The 14,029-nt window shown below is 31.0% G+C and carries 15 protein-coding genes; 14 read left to right on the top strand and 1 reads right to left on the bottom strand.

The annotated features are described in order from the left end of the window. The first annotated feature begins 79 nt into the window (after positions 1-79). The 13 genes from ACKU4C_RS11705 to ACKU4C_RS11645 all read left to right on the top strand — a co-directional run bounded on the left by ACKU4C_RS11705 (position 80) and on the right by ACKU4C_RS11645 (position 11,061). Complete coding sequence (locus tag ACKU4C_RS11705; protein WP_321312202.1) at positions 80-1,015, top strand: malate dehydrogenase; 936 nt, start codon at positions 80-82, stop codon at positions 1,013-1,015. 115 nt (positions 1,016-1,130) lie between these two features. After that, entirely contained in the window at positions 1,131-1,460 is a 330-nt protein-coding gene (locus ACKU4C_RS11700; RefSeq protein WP_321312200.1) for a 2Fe-2S iron-sulfur cluster binding domain-containing protein, read from the top strand. Between the two features lie 20 nt (positions 1,461-1,480). Continuing rightward, on the top strand, positions 1,481-2,428 hold the full coding sequence (locus ACKU4C_RS11695) for a catechol 2,3-dioxygenase (RefSeq protein WP_321312198.1): 948 nt from the start codon (positions 1,481-1,483) through the stop codon (positions 2,426-2,428). A 9-nt stretch (positions 2,429-2,437) separates the two neighbouring features. Next, complete coding sequence (locus ACKU4C_RS11690) at positions 2,438-2,872, top strand: heme-binding protein (protein WP_321312196.1); 435 nt, start codon at positions 2,438-2,440, stop codon at positions 2,870-2,872. Further along, positions 2,865-4,322: a 2-hydroxymuconic semialdehyde dehydrogenase gene (locus ACKU4C_RS11685; RefSeq protein ID WP_321312194.1), complete on the top strand. Its 1,458-nt coding sequence runs from the start codon at positions 2,865-2,867 to the stop codon at positions 4,320-4,322. The genes ACKU4C_RS11690 and ACKU4C_RS11685 overlap by 8 nt, the downstream gene beginning before the upstream one ends. A gap of 20 nt (positions 4,323-4,342) precedes the next feature. Further along, positions 4,343-5,137, top strand: a complete 795-nt coding sequence (gene dmpE, locus ACKU4C_RS11680) for a 2-oxopent-4-enoate hydratase (RefSeq protein ID WP_321312192.1) — start codon at positions 4,343-4,345, stop codon at positions 5,135-5,137. Between the two features lie 22 nt (positions 5,138-5,159). Next, the gene (locus ACKU4C_RS11675) at positions 5,160-6,047 is read left to right on the top strand and encodes an acetaldehyde dehydrogenase (acetylating) (RefSeq protein WP_407933735.1); all 888 of its coding nucleotides are present in this window, start codon (positions 5,160-5,162) and stop codon (positions 6,045-6,047) included. Position 6,048: 1 nt separating this feature from the next. After that, the gene (gene dmpG / locus ACKU4C_RS11670) at positions 6,049-7,077 is read left to right on the top strand and encodes a 4-hydroxy-2-oxovalerate aldolase (RefSeq protein WP_321312188.1); all 1,029 of its coding nucleotides are present in this window, start codon (positions 6,049-6,051) and stop codon (positions 7,075-7,077) included. Then, a complete protein-coding gene (dmpH, locus tag ACKU4C_RS11665; protein ID WP_321312186.1) occupies positions 7,077-7,865 on the top strand; it encodes a 2-oxo-3-hexenedioate decarboxylase in 789 nt (262 codons plus the stop codon). Before dmpG ends, dmpH begins: the two co-directional genes overlap by 1 nt. Positions 7,866-7,994: 129 nt before the next feature. Next, positions 7,995-8,186 carry a 2-hydroxymuconate tautomerase gene (locus ACKU4C_RS11660; RefSeq protein WP_321312184.1) on the top strand — a complete coding sequence of 64 codons (192 nt, stop codon included), beginning with the start codon at positions 7,995-7,997 and terminating at the stop codon, positions 8,184-8,186. Beyond that, entirely contained in the window at positions 8,187-9,206 is a 1,020-nt protein-coding gene (locus ACKU4C_RS11655) for an LLM class flavin-dependent oxidoreductase (protein WP_321312182.1), read from the top strand. It abuts the gene before it with no gap. Further along, the gene (locus ACKU4C_RS11650) at positions 9,207-10,028 is read left to right on the top strand and encodes an alpha/beta hydrolase (protein WP_321312180.1); all 822 of its coding nucleotides are present in this window, start codon (positions 9,207-9,209) and stop codon (positions 10,026-10,028) included. A gap of 154 nt (positions 10,029-10,182) precedes the next feature. Then, positions 10,183-11,061: an AEC family transporter gene (locus ACKU4C_RS11645; protein WP_321312178.1), complete on the top strand. Its 879-nt coding sequence runs from the start codon at positions 10,183-10,185 to the stop codon at positions 11,059-11,061. A gap of 442 nt (positions 11,062-11,503) precedes the next feature. Here ACKU4C_RS11645 and ACKU4C_RS11640 read toward each other — a convergent pair whose 3' ends face one another. Beyond that, on the bottom strand, positions 11,504-12,727 hold the full coding sequence (locus ACKU4C_RS11640; protein ID WP_321312176.1) for a hypothetical protein: 1,224 nt from the start codon (positions 12,725-12,727) through the stop codon (positions 11,504-11,506). Positions 12,728-13,479: 752 nt separating this feature from the next. Between ACKU4C_RS11640 and nrfH the strand changes: the two genes are divergently transcribed. Next, positions 13,480-14,016 carry a cytochrome c nitrite reductase small subunit gene (gene nrfH, locus ACKU4C_RS11635; protein WP_321312174.1) on the top strand — a complete coding sequence of 179 codons (537 nt, stop codon included), beginning with the start codon at positions 13,480-13,482 and terminating at the stop codon, positions 14,014-14,016. Positions 14,017-14,029: the final 13 nt, after the last annotated feature.

The raw sequence follows: 14,029 nt of genomic DNA, 5'->3' as shown, positions 1-14,029 counted from the left end.
AATTTTTAATTAAATGAAGCGATTATTTCGCGAATATTTTCTTATATACTTAAAAGAATTTAGATTGAAGGAATTTAGATTGAAGAAAAAAAAAGTAGGTATAGTTGGTGTTGGAAATGTTGGTTCAACTTTAGCATTTACACTTGTTATGAAAAACTTGTGTGATTGTATTTTATTAAAAGATATTAGAGATAACTTTACGCAAGCTATGGCATTAGATATCTCTCAAGCAGTAAGTTGTATTAATTCAAAAACAATAGTAAAAGCTATTTCAAATGATGAAGATTTTTGTGATTGCGATATCGTTGTGATCACTGCAGGTATTCCTAGAAAACCTAACATGAGTAGAGATGATTTACTATTTACAAATGCAAAAATCATGACTTCTATTGTAAAAAATGTTATTAAATACAATGAAAATGCAATTATCATAATTGTATCTAACCCTCTTGATGCAATGGTTTACTGGGCATTAAAAGCTTCGAAATGGAAAAGAAATAAAATTCTTGGAATGGCTGGAGTCCTTGATACTTCAAGGCTGTGTCATTTTATAAAAGAAAAAGTAGGCCCTAAAAATATAAAAACATTGGTTTTAGGTGGTCATGGAGATGAAATGATTCCACTTATAAATTCAACTACTGTAGATGACAAACCACTAAAAGATTTTTTAAATGATAAAGAGATATCTGAGATTGTAGAAAAAACAAAGAATGGTGGTATAGAGATAGTTAAACTATTGCAGACAGGTTCTGCTTATTATGCTCCTGCCAATTCTACAGCATTAATGGTGGAGGCTATTTTGAAAGATAAAAAAGAAATTTTTCCATGTGCTATGAAGTTAGATGGAGAGTATGGTCATAAAGATGTTGTGATTGGTGTTCCTGTTGTTTTAGGTAAAAATGGTGCTGAAACAATTATTGAAAAAGAGTTAAATGATATTGAAAAAAGTGAGTTTTCTAAATCAGTTAGTTCAGTTAAAACATTAATTGAAAAGTTAGAAGAAAGTTCTAAGTAAATAATTTTCAATAATTTTCAAATTTTCAAATTTTGCGATTATTCTGCGAATTTTTTAAAGTAAAGTTTTAAAAGTTAAAAAGTGGAAGCTTTTTAAATCAAAAAAAGGATTGTTTTTGAAACACGAAATTCTTGTTAAAAATAAAAACCAAGTTCAAAAATGTTTTGATAACAAAAATTTGATGGATGGTTTGTACGTTTGTGAAGATTTGGTCCCAAAAGCTTGCCATAATGGTGCGTGTGGGTTGTGTAGAATCAAAGTACACAAAGGAGAATTTAGAACTGCAAAGATGAATAGAAAACATATATCTATAAAAGATGAATGGGATAATATTTTCTTAGCATGTCGGGTTTATTCTCTAAGTGATATGGAGATTGAATTTTTACCAAAAGTTATGACAAGTAAGTCAGGTAAACAAGCCTATTTTCTTGGGCAAAAAAACTAATTTTATTAAAAGGGGAAAAAATGAGCAAAATTATGAGAATTGGGCACGTTGATATCAACGTTTTAGATATTAATAAATCTAGAAAATACTATGTTGAAATCATGGGAATGGAAGTTACAAGAGAAGATGCCGATGGAACTTTATATCTAAAATGTTGGGATGAGTGGGATAAATATAGTCTAATTCTTAGACCTAGTGAAGAGGCTACATATAATAAGGTTGGTTATAAAGTTGAAAGTGAAGAAGCTTTAGATGAATTACAAGGAAAAATTGAAGCTTATGGAATTTCAACAGAGATGTTACCTGCTGGTGAAGTAGCTGAGTGTGGAAGAGTATTAAAGTTTTTTACTCCAAGCGGACATGAATTTAATTTATATGCTGAAAAAACTTTTGTTGGTAAAAAAGTTGGACATATTAATCCTGTGCCTTGGCCAATTCATGAAAATGGAATTAAAGCTCATTGGATTGACCATATTTTATTAATGTGTGAAGGTCCAGAAAAAGTAATGGAATCTACTAAATTTATAGAAGAGGTTTTTGATTTTAAATTAGCTGAACAAGTATGCGTTGGACCTGAAGGTTCATTACAAGCTGCAACTTGGTTGAGTGCGGGAAATACACCACATGATTTAGCATTTGTTGCTGGTCCTGAAACTGGAATGCATCATTTTGCATTTTTCTTAGATGGATGGAATGATATTTTAAGAGCTGCTGATGTAATGGCAATGTATAACGTTAAACTTGATATTACTCCACAAAGACATGGTATCACAAGAGGTGAGACTATTTATTTCTTTGACCCATCTGGGCATAGACTTGAGACTTTTGCTGGACTTGGATATATGGTTTGTAAAGATATGCCAACAGTTACTTGGACAGAAGATGAATTATGGAGAGGTATTTTCTATCATACTGGTCAAGAAAATGGTGCATTTACAACTGCATATACCTTGTCCGCGTATAAGTAGGATTATTAAATGAGTTCAGTAACAATAACTGAAAAAACTATTTCTAGACAAGCATCAATGGATGCTTGTCTTTTTGCAATAAAAAAAGCTGAAGAATTAAATATCTCTATTAATGTTTCAGTAGTAGATAATAAAGGTTTAGAAATGGCTTTTTTAAGAATGGAGAATTCATTTATTCATTCAATTGATATTGCAAAGGATAAAGCTTATACAAGTGCTAGTTTTGGTTTTACAACTGACACTTGGACTACAATTTTCAAAAGTATGCCTCATTTGGAACAAGGTTTTTCAAATAGGGATAGATTAATTCCTTTTGGAGGAGGGATGCCGATTTTTGAAAATGGTATTAAAGTAGGAGCAATTGGTGTTTCAGGTGGAACAGAAGAAGAAGATATTATTTGTGCAAAATATGCAATTAATGAAATAGGATTAAGATATGAATAAAGTACAACACTATATTAATGGAAAATTTATTGACTCTGCTTGTGGAGAGTTCTTTGATAATATTAACCCAATGGATGGAAAACTTTTATCAAAAGTTGCCCTTGGTAGAGAAGAAGAAGTAAATGCTGCAGTTGCTGCTGCAAAGGCATCACTTACAGGTGAATGGGGTCAAATGAAATTAAATGACAGAATTGCAATGATGTACGAAATTGCAAATGAAATTGATAGAAGATTTGACGATTTCTTAGAGGCAGAATGTTTAGATACGGGGAAACCTTATAAAATTGCTAGACATATAGATATTCCAAGGGGTGCCGCAAATTTCAAAGTATTTGCTGATACTATGAAATCTCATGCAGAAGAGGCATACAGAGCTGATACTCCAGATGGTAAAAAAATGTTTAACTACAGTGTAAGAAAACCTAAAGGTGTAATTGCAGTTATTTCTCCTTGGAATCTACCATTGTTATTGATGACTTGGAAAGTTGGTCCTGCTTTAGCTTGTGGTAACTCTGTTATTGTTAAACCATCACAAGTTACTCCTACAACTACATCATTACTTGGTGAAGTAATGTCAAAAGTTGGTGTTCCAGCAGGAGCATATAACGTTGTTCAAGGTAAAGGTTCTATTACGGGAAATCTTTTAACAGCTCATAAAGATGTTGATGCAATAACATTTACAGGTGAAACTAAAACTGGTGAGATGATTATGAATGCTTGTTCTAAAGGTGTTAGAGATGTATCTTTAGAACTTGGTGGTAAAAACCCAGCAATTATTTTTGCTGATTGTGATATGGATAAAGCTATTAATGAGACAGCAAGATCGGTATTTGCAAACTCTGGACAAGTATGTTTGGGTACAGAAAGAGTTTATGTTGAAAGATCAATTTTTGATGAGTTTGTCTCAAGACTTAAAGAAGCTGGTTCAAAATTAAAACTTGGTATTCACAATGATGAATCTGTGGATATGGGACCTGTTGTAAGTGCTGCTCATAGAGATAAAGTATTAAAGTATTATGAAATCGCGAAAAAAGAGGGTGCGAATGTGATTCTTGGTGGAGGTGCTCCTAAAATGGAAGGTGATTTAGCAAATGGTTTCTTTGTTGAACCAACTATTTGGACAGGATTACCTGAAACGGCAACAGTAATTAAAGAGGAAGTATTTGGACCTTGTTGTCATGTTACTCCTTTTGATAGTGAAGATGAAGCTATTAGATTAGCAAACGATACAGATTATGGATTGGCATCAACAATATTTACTGAGAACCTTGATAAAGCTCATAGAGTTGCAGCTCAAATTGATTCAGGGATAGTTTGGATTAATTCATGGTTTTTAAGGGATTTAAGAACACCATTTGGTGGAATGAAAGGTTCTGGTATAGGAAGAGAAGGTGGTCATTACTCACTAGAGTTCTATACTGAATTAAAAAATGTTTGTATAAAAATGTAAATAGAAAGAGAGATTATTTTATGGCAATGACTCAAGAAAAAATTGAAAAATACGGAAATGAATTATATGAGGCTTTAAAGGGTAACTACTCAATTGAACCAATCTCAAATAGAGAACCTGATTCTACAATTGAAGATGCATATACAATTCAACATCACTTTTTAAAAAGAAGAATGAATGATGACGAAAGTAAGATTATTGGTAAAAAAATTGGTGTTACTTCAAAAGTTGTAATGGATATGTTAGGTGTTCATCAACCAGATTTTGGATACCTTTTATCTGATATGATTTATTCTGATGGTGATGAAATTGATGTAACAAATGGAATGATTCAACCAAAAGCTGAGGGTGAAATTGCCTTTGTTTTAAAAGAGGATTTACAAGGTCCAGGAGTAACTACTGCTGATGTATTAAAAGCAACAAAATTTGTAATGCCTTGCTTTGAAATTGTAGATTCAAGAATTAAAGATTGGAAAATAAAAATTCAAGATACAGTTGCAGATAATGCTTCTTGTGGATATATAGTATTTGGTGGCAAAGGAGTTGATCCAAGAGAAGTGGATTTAACAACTTGTGGAATTACTCTAGAAAGAAATGGGGAGTTATTACATACAGGAGCAGGAGCTGCAGCTCTTGGAAGTCCAGTAAATGCTGTAGCATGGTTAGCTAATACTTTAGGTGAATTTGGTGTAGGCCTTAAAGCTGGTGAAGTGATTTTATCAGGAGCACTTTGTGCTATGGTAACAATAGAACCAGGGGATAATATGACTATTAATATTGGTGGAATTGGATCTGCTTCTTGTAGATTCGTATAAATATGGACATTTTTTAAGGATAATGATGAAAAAAATTAATTGTGCATTAATTGGTCCAGGTAATATTGGACTTGATTTAATGATTAAAATGAAAAGAAGTGAAATATTAAATCCAATGTGGATGGTTGGAATTAATGAAGGTTCTAGGGGTCTTAAAATGGCCAGAGAAAATGGTTTGAAAACTACATATGAGGGTGTTGATGGATTATTAGAACATATTGAAAAAGATGAAATTAAAATTGCATTTGATGCAACTTCAGCTTATGTTCATGGTGAAAATAATAGAAAACTTGCTGAAAAAGGTGTATTAGTTATTGACTTAACACCTGCTGCTATTGGGCCATTTTGTGTGCCTTCTGTAAATTTGCAAGAGCTATTAGCTAAAAATACACAGAATGTTAACACAGTAACTTGTGGTGGGCAAGCTACTATTCCTATGGTTGCAGCTGTTTCAGGTGTTCAAGAGGTTGAATATGCAGAGATTATTGCAACAGCTGCTTCAAAATCTGCAGGTCCTGGTACTAGAGCAAATATTGATGAGTTTACTGAAACAACTAAACTTGGAATTGAAGTTGTTGGAAAGGCAAAAAAAGGAAAGGCAATTATCATTTTAAATCCTGCTGAGCCACCTTTAATGATGAGAGATACAATTCATTGTTTGACTACAGAGGAACCAGATGTAGAAGCAATTACAAAATCTATTCATGATATGGTTGCAAAAATGCAAAAGATTATACCTGGATATACACTTAAAAATGGTCCAGTTTTTGATGGTAAAAAAATCTCTATTTGGTTAGAGATTGAAGGTTTAGGGGATTATTTACCAAAATATGCTGGTAACTTAGACATTATTACAGCAGCAGCTGTTAATATTGCTGAACAAATGGCAGATAAGATAAAAGGAGAATAAGATGGATTTAAAAGGTAAAAAAATCAAAATTCATGATATGTCATTAAGAGATGGGATGCACTCTATTAGACATCAGTTCTCACTTGAAGAGATGACAAATATGTCAACTGCTATGGATAATGCAGGAGTTCCATTTATTGAGGTTACTCATGGAGATGGTTTAGGTGGTAGTTCTTTAAATTATGGTTTTGGAAGACATACAAATGAAGAGTGGTTAGACGCAGTTGTACCACATATGAAAAATGCAAAGATTTCAGTTTTAATGCTTCCAGGAATTGGGATAGTAAAAGATTTAGAAAGTGCTGTAGAACATGGTGCTTCAATGGTTAGAGTAGCAACTCATTGTACAGAAGCAGATTGTTCAGCTCAACATATAAAAGCAGCAAAATCTATGGGAATTGACACAGTTGGATTTTTGATGATGGCTCATATGGTAAATCCTGAAAGAATTGTTGAAGAAGCAGCTAAGATGGTTTCATATGGAGCTACAACAATTTATGCAACAGATTCAGCTGGACATATGTTACCTGATGATGTTAGTGCAAGAATAGGTGCACTTAAAAAAGAGTTTGGAAATGATATTGAACTAGGATTTCATGGTCATAATAATATGTCTATGGGGGTAGCAAATTCACTTGCTGCTATTGAAGCAGGTGCAACTAGAATTGATGCAAGTTTAGCTGGTTTTGGAGCAGGTTCTGGAAATACTGCAACAGAGGTTTTAGTAGCAGTCTGTCAAAGAATGGGTATTGAAACTGGAATTGATTTAAATAAAATTGAAGATGCAGCTGAAGATATTGCATTGCCAATTATGGGGAAACCAACTAGAATCTCTAGAGATTCTTTGACTTTAGGTTATGCTGGTGTTTACTCTTCATTTTTACTTTTTGCACAAAGAGCAGAAGCAAAATATGGTATTGATGCTAGAACTATTTTAGTTGAGTTAGGGAAAAGAGGAATGATCGGTGGTCAAGAAGATATGATTGATGACTGTGCAATGGAATTAGCAAAAGCAAAAGGATTATTATAATGGCATTAGATAAAGCAACAATTGAAAAATTAGCAAAACATTGTGAAGATGCAGAGTTAAATGCACAAGAGATTACAAAAATTACTGATGATTATCCTGAGATGACTTATGAGGATGCTTATGATATTCAGTGGACGGCAAGAGCTGCTAAAGAAGCAAGAGGTACAAAAATAGTTGGTATGAAAATGGGATTAACTTCTCAAACAAAAATGAAGCAAATGGGTGTTCCAAATCCTTGTTATGGATATTTAGCTGATTATTTTAGCTTTGGAGATGGTGCAGAGATTAAAATTGATGAATTAATTCATCCAAAAGTTGAAGCTGAGATTGCTTTTGTTTTAAAGGATGATTTAAATGGTCCTGGTTGTCATATTGGTGATGTATTAGCTGCAACTGATTTTGTAATGCCTGCTGTGGAAATTATTGATTCAAGATATAAAGATTTTAAATTTGATTTAAAATCAGTAATTGCAGATAACTCTTCATCTTCTAGATATGTAACAGGCGGAAGAATGAGAGATGTTAAAGATTTAGATTTAAAAACTCTTGGTGTAGTAATGGAAATCAATGGTGAGATTGTACAATTAGGAGCAGGTGCTGCTGTTTTAGGACATCCAGCAACTGCAATTGCGATGCTTGCCAATATGATGAGTGAAAGAGGCGAGACCTTAAAAGCTGGATCATATATTCTTTCAGGAGCAATTACAGCAGCAATGAGTGTCAAAAAAGGGGATAATGTTACAGTTAAGTTTCAAGACTTAGGAACATTATCAATGAAGTTTGTATAAGGCTAAATTTATTTAGCCCTTTAGAGTTTTCTCAAAGAGAGTGTAACCACAAACTACTTTTTATCACTAAAAAGTAGTTATAAAAAGTATAGTCCCTTTTATAAGGGGACATTTTAAAAGGATTATTTTATGCCAATTGCAACAATAAATATTATTGAGGGTAGAAGTGATGAGAAAAAAGAGAAACTTATTGAAAGTGTAAGTCAAGCAATTTCTCAATCACTTGATGCTCCAATTGAAAGTGTTAGAATTATCATAAATGAGATGCCAAAACAACATTATGGTATAGCTGGAAATAGTGTTAAAAAACTTGGGAAATAGATGAGTTTAAAATTAAGTGTATTAGATCAATCTCCAGTTCATGATAATAAAGAGCCTAAAACTGGACTTCATGATACGATAGAACTTGCAAGACTTAGTGAAAAATTGGGGTACTATAGATACTGGTGTGCAGAACATCATGATACTCCTGGTTATGCAAGTGCAACTCCTGAAATAATGGTTGGTGCAGTTGCAAGTTCAACATCTAAAATTAGAGTTGGAAGTGGTGGTGTTATGCTCAACCATTATAGTCCTTATAAAGTTGCAGAGCAATTTAATACATTAAATGCACTTTATGAAAATAGGATTGATTTAGGTATTGGAAGAGCAAGTGGTGCTAACTTTTTAAGTGCAAGAGCTTTACATAATCAAAGTAATGATTCTTATGCAAATAAAGCATATGATTTAACTAACTTTTTAAATGATTCTTTTAAAGAGGATGACTATTTTTATGGAGTTGGAGTAAGTCCAAAAGGAGTTGAATCAACTCCTGTGTATCTTTTAGGTTCAAGTGAAGGAAGTTCCATTTTAGCAGGACAACTTGGAGCTGGTTTTTGTTTGGCTTTATTTATTGGAACACACGATAGACCAACAATTATTATGGATAATTATAGAAAAAGTTTTAAAGCTTCAAAAACATTCTCTAAACCTAAACCTATGATTGCTGTTGCTTGTATTTGTGCTGAAACGAAAGAAAAAGCACAAAGCATAGCAAGTAGTCATACATATTGGAAAGTTCAAGCTTTTACAGGGAAGCAAAGAGAAGCACTGCATAGTCCCCAAAAAGTAAAAAAGTTATACGAAGAGCTTTCATATGAAGATAAAATCTATTTCCATGAAACTATGGATACAATGGTTTTAGGAACACCTAAAGAGTGTAAAGAAAAAATTGAAAAATTAGCAGATGAGTATAAAGTTGAAGAAGTAATGGTTGTAAATGTAACTTATTCTTTTGAAGATAGAAAAAATTCTTATGAGTTACTTGCAAATGAATTTAATTTAAATAAAAAGGATAAATAGATGAGTAATCCAGAAATTGCAAATAGTATAAAAACAGGAAATTATAATACAAACTACCATGATGAAGGTCAAGGGGAAGTTATAATTTTTATTCATGGTTCTGGACCGGGAGTTTCTGCATATGCAAATTGGAGATTATGTATTCCAGAATTAGCAAAAAAATTTAGAGTAATAGCTCCTGACATGGTTGGTTTTGGGTTTTCGGATAGACCTGAAGGTATCAAATATGGTATGGATGTATGGGTTCAACAAATTGTTGATTTAATGGATGCATTAAATTTAGAAAAAGTTAACCTTGTAGGTAACTCTTTTGGTGGAGCATTGGCATTATCTTTGGCTATTAAGTATCCAGAAAAATTTAATAAAATAGTTCTTATGGGGGCTATGGGTGTTGAGTTTCCTATTACTGATGGACTTGACCAAGCATGGGGATATACTCCTAGTTTAGAAAATATGAAAGCTTTACTAGATACTTTTGCTTATAGTAGAGTTTTAGTTACTGATGAACTTGCAAAATTACGATATGAAGCAAGTATTAGACCAGGATTCCAAGAATCATTTGGTTCAATGTTCCCATTTCCTAGACAAACATCTGTTGTAGCAATGGCAAGTGATGAAAAGGATATAGCAAATATTGATAAAGATGTGTTAATTATTCATGGTAGAGATGATAAAGTTATTCCTTTTGAAAACTCTGTTAGATTACATCACTTAATTAAAAAATCACAAATTCATAGTTTTGGAGAGTGTGGACATTGGAGTCAAATAGAACATAAAGATAGATTTAATAAGCTTTTATTAGATTTTTTTAGTGAAGAGTAATATAATTAACTAATTATATAAAGGCTAAAAAATTAAAAGTTGCCCTTTTATATGAAGATTATAAAAGGGCATAAAAAATGAGGATCCTTTGCCATTATTTTCATCTATAGTAGATGATGGTTTTTTAAAAGAAAAATGTAATCAAAGAAGATAGATGATATATCAAATATTAAATATACTTATGCCAGTAATATTAGCTAGCTCAATTGGTTATGCATATGCAAAATATAAAAAAATTAGTATGGATATTCCAAATAAAATCAATCTTGATATTTTTATTCCCATCTTGATATTTTATGCTATTAGTGAAAAACTTCCCTCAATAAAAGTTTTAGGATATTTTTCTATAGGTGCAGTTATAGTAGTATTAGGTTCAGGTTTAATTTTATATCCATTTTTAAAATATTTAAATGTAAATATTAAAGCTTTTCTTCCTACAATGATGTTTAACAACTCTATAAATCTAGGACTTCCTTTATCACTTTTTGCTTTTGGTCAAGAGGCTATGGCTATGTTTATAGCTTTATCTTTAGTTCAAGTAATAGGGCAGTTTACAATTGCTGTTTATATGTATGGAGGTAATATAAAGGTTTTAGAACTTTTTAAAAACCCTGTTATAATTGCAACAATATTTGGTCTTTGTTTTAATTATTTTGATTTACATTTACCTACACTTTTTTTACCATCCGTTGAGATAATTTCACAAGTGGCTATTCCTTTAATACTATTTTCACTTGGTGTTAGATTATCAACTGTAAGTTTTAAAAATTTAAAAGTAGGGTTAATTGGAGCAGTTTTATGTCCTCTTTCTGGGCTTATAATGGCATTTTTTGCAATGACTATTTTTGAGTATACGCCCTTACAGATTAATTTATTAATACTTTTTTCTATTTTGCCACCTGCTGTTTTAAATGCAATTTTAGCTGAAAAATATAATCATGATTCTAGTATGGTTGCATCAGTAGTTGCAGTTGGGACTTTAGCTAGTATTATTTATATTCCAGTAGTTTTATATTTTCTTTTACAAAATTGAGAATTTTTATGCAGCAATATATTTTGATTAGTTATAAAAATATATAGATTCAATTTTCTAATTTCTCAAACTCTTTTTGTTTTTGTTATATAGTAAAATTCTAAATAGTATTTTAAATATTAATTCGCGATAAATATACAACTTTATTTTTATAATATCTTTTTATCCAAATATAAAATTAAGGTATTTTATGAAAGATTATTTAGGGTTACATTTTTTTCTTATAAATATAAGTATAATTTTTATAATTCTTTTTCATCTTATCTTTCAAAATTAATTCAAGCTTGTTTATAAACTTTTTCAAATTGTACATTAATTTATTTTAATCATAAAAAAATCTATATTAATTAGTATTGCAAGGTTAGAGTTTTTTGAAAATATCTAATTGTTTAATTTATAAGGTGTGCCCTTCCCTGGAGGAGGGTTGAAAGGGCACGAAAATTTAGAATTTATATGATAAATAGATTCTTGCTGTATCGGTAGTGTCGTTTACAACTCCTGCAGGTGCTAGAGTATTTTCTGTATCTACATGTGCATAATTTGCTTTTAAAACTAAATCTTTAGTAATTGGATATATAAATATTGCTCCCATTCCTGTAACATCGCCTAAAACATGAGTATTTGACATTGATTTTCCAGCATATGTGATTATGGTTGTAGGACCAATTGGTGCTACTATAGCTCCAACAATTGTATCTGTATCTGCTCTTGCAGGAACTTCACCATCATGAACGGGTAATGCTGTAAACACTGAATCTGTTGCACCAGCACCAGCACCTGTATAAACGGCATTAATATCATCCATACTTGAAGAATAACCTACTAGATAACCTAATTTGCCTAATCCAAGTGGCCCAGTAGCTTTCAATCCATACATTTTTCCAACTTGCTTGTTTACTGAAGATCTATAATATTGTGCACTTAAAGTATGAGGTCCCGCTTGGTAGTCAGCTTGTAAATAAAATAAATCAGTATCAGCAGCAGTTGTATTTCCATCTATATCTAAATATTGTGCTTGTAAAGTTAAGTTTTCAATAGAATTATTTTTAATATATAAGGTATAAGCACCATCTTCTAAATCTGCAAAATCGTTAAATTCACTATTCCCATTATTCTGAGCTTGAAATTTATCAATATAACCAGCTACAAGTGTTGTATCTGGTATATCAGTATTTGTTAATAGATATGCTTCAAAAGAGTCTTTAACAATCGCTTCTGAAGATTTACCTTCTATTGCATTATTAACAATGGGTGTATGAATATATTGTCTACCAGCTTTAAATGTTGTATTAACTATTGTGTATTCTAAATATGATTCAGAAAGAGATACTCCATCTGTATCAAAGAAAGATGTTCTATAACTTGTATTGTTTACAGAAAATATATTAGTTGGATTATTTTTTGTATCATCACTTAAAATTGTAGCTGCTTGAAAAGTTACTCCAGCTTTTAATCCATAGAAAGAACCTGTTACTGCAGATAAACTTCCACCTATTGCTGTTACTTTATCAGTTTTAGCAGCTCCTAAAAAGTCAGAACTTACGAAACCTAACTTAATTTCTCCATTAACTTCAAGATTATCAAATGCCTCTGAAATACTATCTGCATACGTTGATGTTGATAGAACGAAAGAAGTAATCATACTCAGTCCTAAGATTTTTTTCATTTTATTCCCTTATGTCAATTTTAATTAATACACTAAATACTTGTTTATATAAAATTCGCAAAATTATAAACTTGTATTTAGTGTGAATCTTGGCATTAAATATAATTAAATAAAATCGCAGTTTAATCGCAATTTTAAATTTTGGAAATAAAAAATACTTGTATTATAAAGAGAGTATTGGAGAAACTAACTCTTAGTTCATTAACTAAACATTAATTTAGTATTAGATTATGATTAATACTTATAGATTATAATTTTCTTATAACTTAAGAATGAATTGCGAACACATTCTTAAGATAATGAAAAAAGCGAATTTTTCATAATCTCTTAAATATAAAAGAAGGCTCCTTAGGGAGCTTTTTTTATGCATTTTTTATTTCAAAATAGTTTGTTGTGTAAAATTTTGGGATTTATATTTCATTTTTCAAAATAAGCTTTTCAATAATTTAACAAATTCAAAAATTAGTATAATTTTTTATAAATTAACTTACTATTTTATAAAGAAAAAAATATATATAATTAAAGCTTATAAATAAAACTATATAACTACCTTAAAAACTTTATTTTAAATAAAGTAAAATAAAATTTACTATTAACAATACATAATTAAAATAAATGATATTTTAAGTAAATAACTAAAATCAACTACAAAGTACCATCTTATAGTATGACTAAATATTCATTCTTGACATAGGTCAAGGATTTAAGTTGAAATTTAACTTATACTTCTAATGCAATTTAAAGGATTAAGAATGGAAAGAGAAAAAATTGTAGTCTATGGATCAATTTTAGCTTTTCTTATTGCCGTTGGTTTATTTGCTTATACAGTGCATGCATCAAAAATGTTGTCATACCTGTCAAGTGATCCCAAAGCCTGTATCAATTGTCATACGATGAATTCTGCATATGCAACATGGTCAAAAAGTTCTCATAAGAATGTTGCAACATGTGTGGATTGTCACTTGCCTGTTGGTGATGTGGTTGCTAAATACAAATCAAAAGCAATCGATGGTTGGAATCACTCAGTTGCCTTTACCTTAAACACTTATGAAAATAATATTGACATAAGTGAAGATGGGGCAAACAGAGTACAAGCAAATTGTATTAGATGTCATGGAGATTTAACATCTCAAATGGGACTTAATGCAGATAATTACCATGGTTCAGAAGAGGATAGTTTAAAAGCTGATCGAAAATGTTGGGAATGCCATAAGTTTACACCTCATGGCAAAGTTAGAAGTTTAACATCAACTCCATATAGTATTGGTGTAAAAGAAAGAATGAAATAAGAAGGAAAAGAAA

The organism is Halarcobacter sp. (assembly GCF_963676935.1).
Classification (GTDB): domain Bacteria; phylum Campylobacterota; class Campylobacteria; order Campylobacterales; family Arcobacteraceae; genus Halarcobacter.
The sequence above is the reverse complement of the archived record's forward strand: the minus strand, read 5'-3'. Positions and strand labels throughout refer to the sequence as shown.

What these genes read in the sequence shown, in the direction of transcription:
- ACKU4C_RS11675 (WP_407933735.1), top strand. Translation starts at nt 5,160, where the DNA reads ATGATGAAAAAAATTAATTGTGCATTAATTGGTCCAGGTAATATTGGA.
- ACKU4C_RS11640 (WP_321312176.1), bottom strand. Translation starts at nt 12,727, where the DNA reads ATGAAAAAAATCTTAGGACTGAGTATGATTACTTCTTTCGTTCTATCA.
- ACKU4C_RS11660 (WP_321312184.1), top strand. Translation starts at nt 7,995, where the DNA reads ATGCCAATTGCAACAATAAATATTATTGAGGGTAGAAGTGATGAGAAA.
- nrfH (WP_321312174.1), top strand. Translation starts at nt 13,480, where the DNA reads ATGGAAAGAGAAAAAATTGTAGTCTATGGATCAATTTTAGCTTTTCTT.
- dmpE (WP_321312192.1), top strand. Translation starts at nt 4,343, where the DNA reads ATGGCAATGACTCAAGAAAAAATTGAAAAATACGGAAATGAATTATAT.
- dmpG (WP_321312188.1), top strand. Translation starts at nt 6,049, where the DNA reads ATGGATTTAAAAGGTAAAAAAATCAAAATTCATGATATGTCATTAAGA.
- ACKU4C_RS11695 (WP_321312198.1), top strand. Translation starts at nt 1,481, where the DNA reads ATGAGCAAAATTATGAGAATTGGGCACGTTGATATCAACGTTTTAGAT.
- ACKU4C_RS11685 (WP_321312194.1), top strand. Translation starts at nt 2,865, where the DNA reads ATGAATAAAGTACAACACTATATTAATGGAAAATTTATTGACTCTGCT.
- ACKU4C_RS11645 (WP_321312178.1), top strand. Translation starts at nt 10,183, where the DNA reads ATGATATATCAAATATTAAATATACTTATGCCAGTAATATTAGCTAGC.
- dmpH (WP_321312186.1), top strand. Translation starts at nt 7,077, where the DNA reads ATGGCATTAGATAAAGCAACAATTGAAAAATTAGCAAAACATTGTGAA.
- ACKU4C_RS11655 (WP_321312182.1), top strand. Translation starts at nt 8,187, where the DNA reads ATGAGTTTAAAATTAAGTGTATTAGATCAATCTCCAGTTCATGATAAT.
- ACKU4C_RS11690 (WP_321312196.1), top strand. Translation starts at nt 2,438, where the DNA reads ATGAGTTCAGTAACAATAACTGAAAAAACTATTTCTAGACAAGCATCA.
- ACKU4C_RS11650 (WP_321312180.1), top strand. Translation starts at nt 9,207, where the DNA reads ATGAGTAATCCAGAAATTGCAAATAGTATAAAAACAGGAAATTATAAT.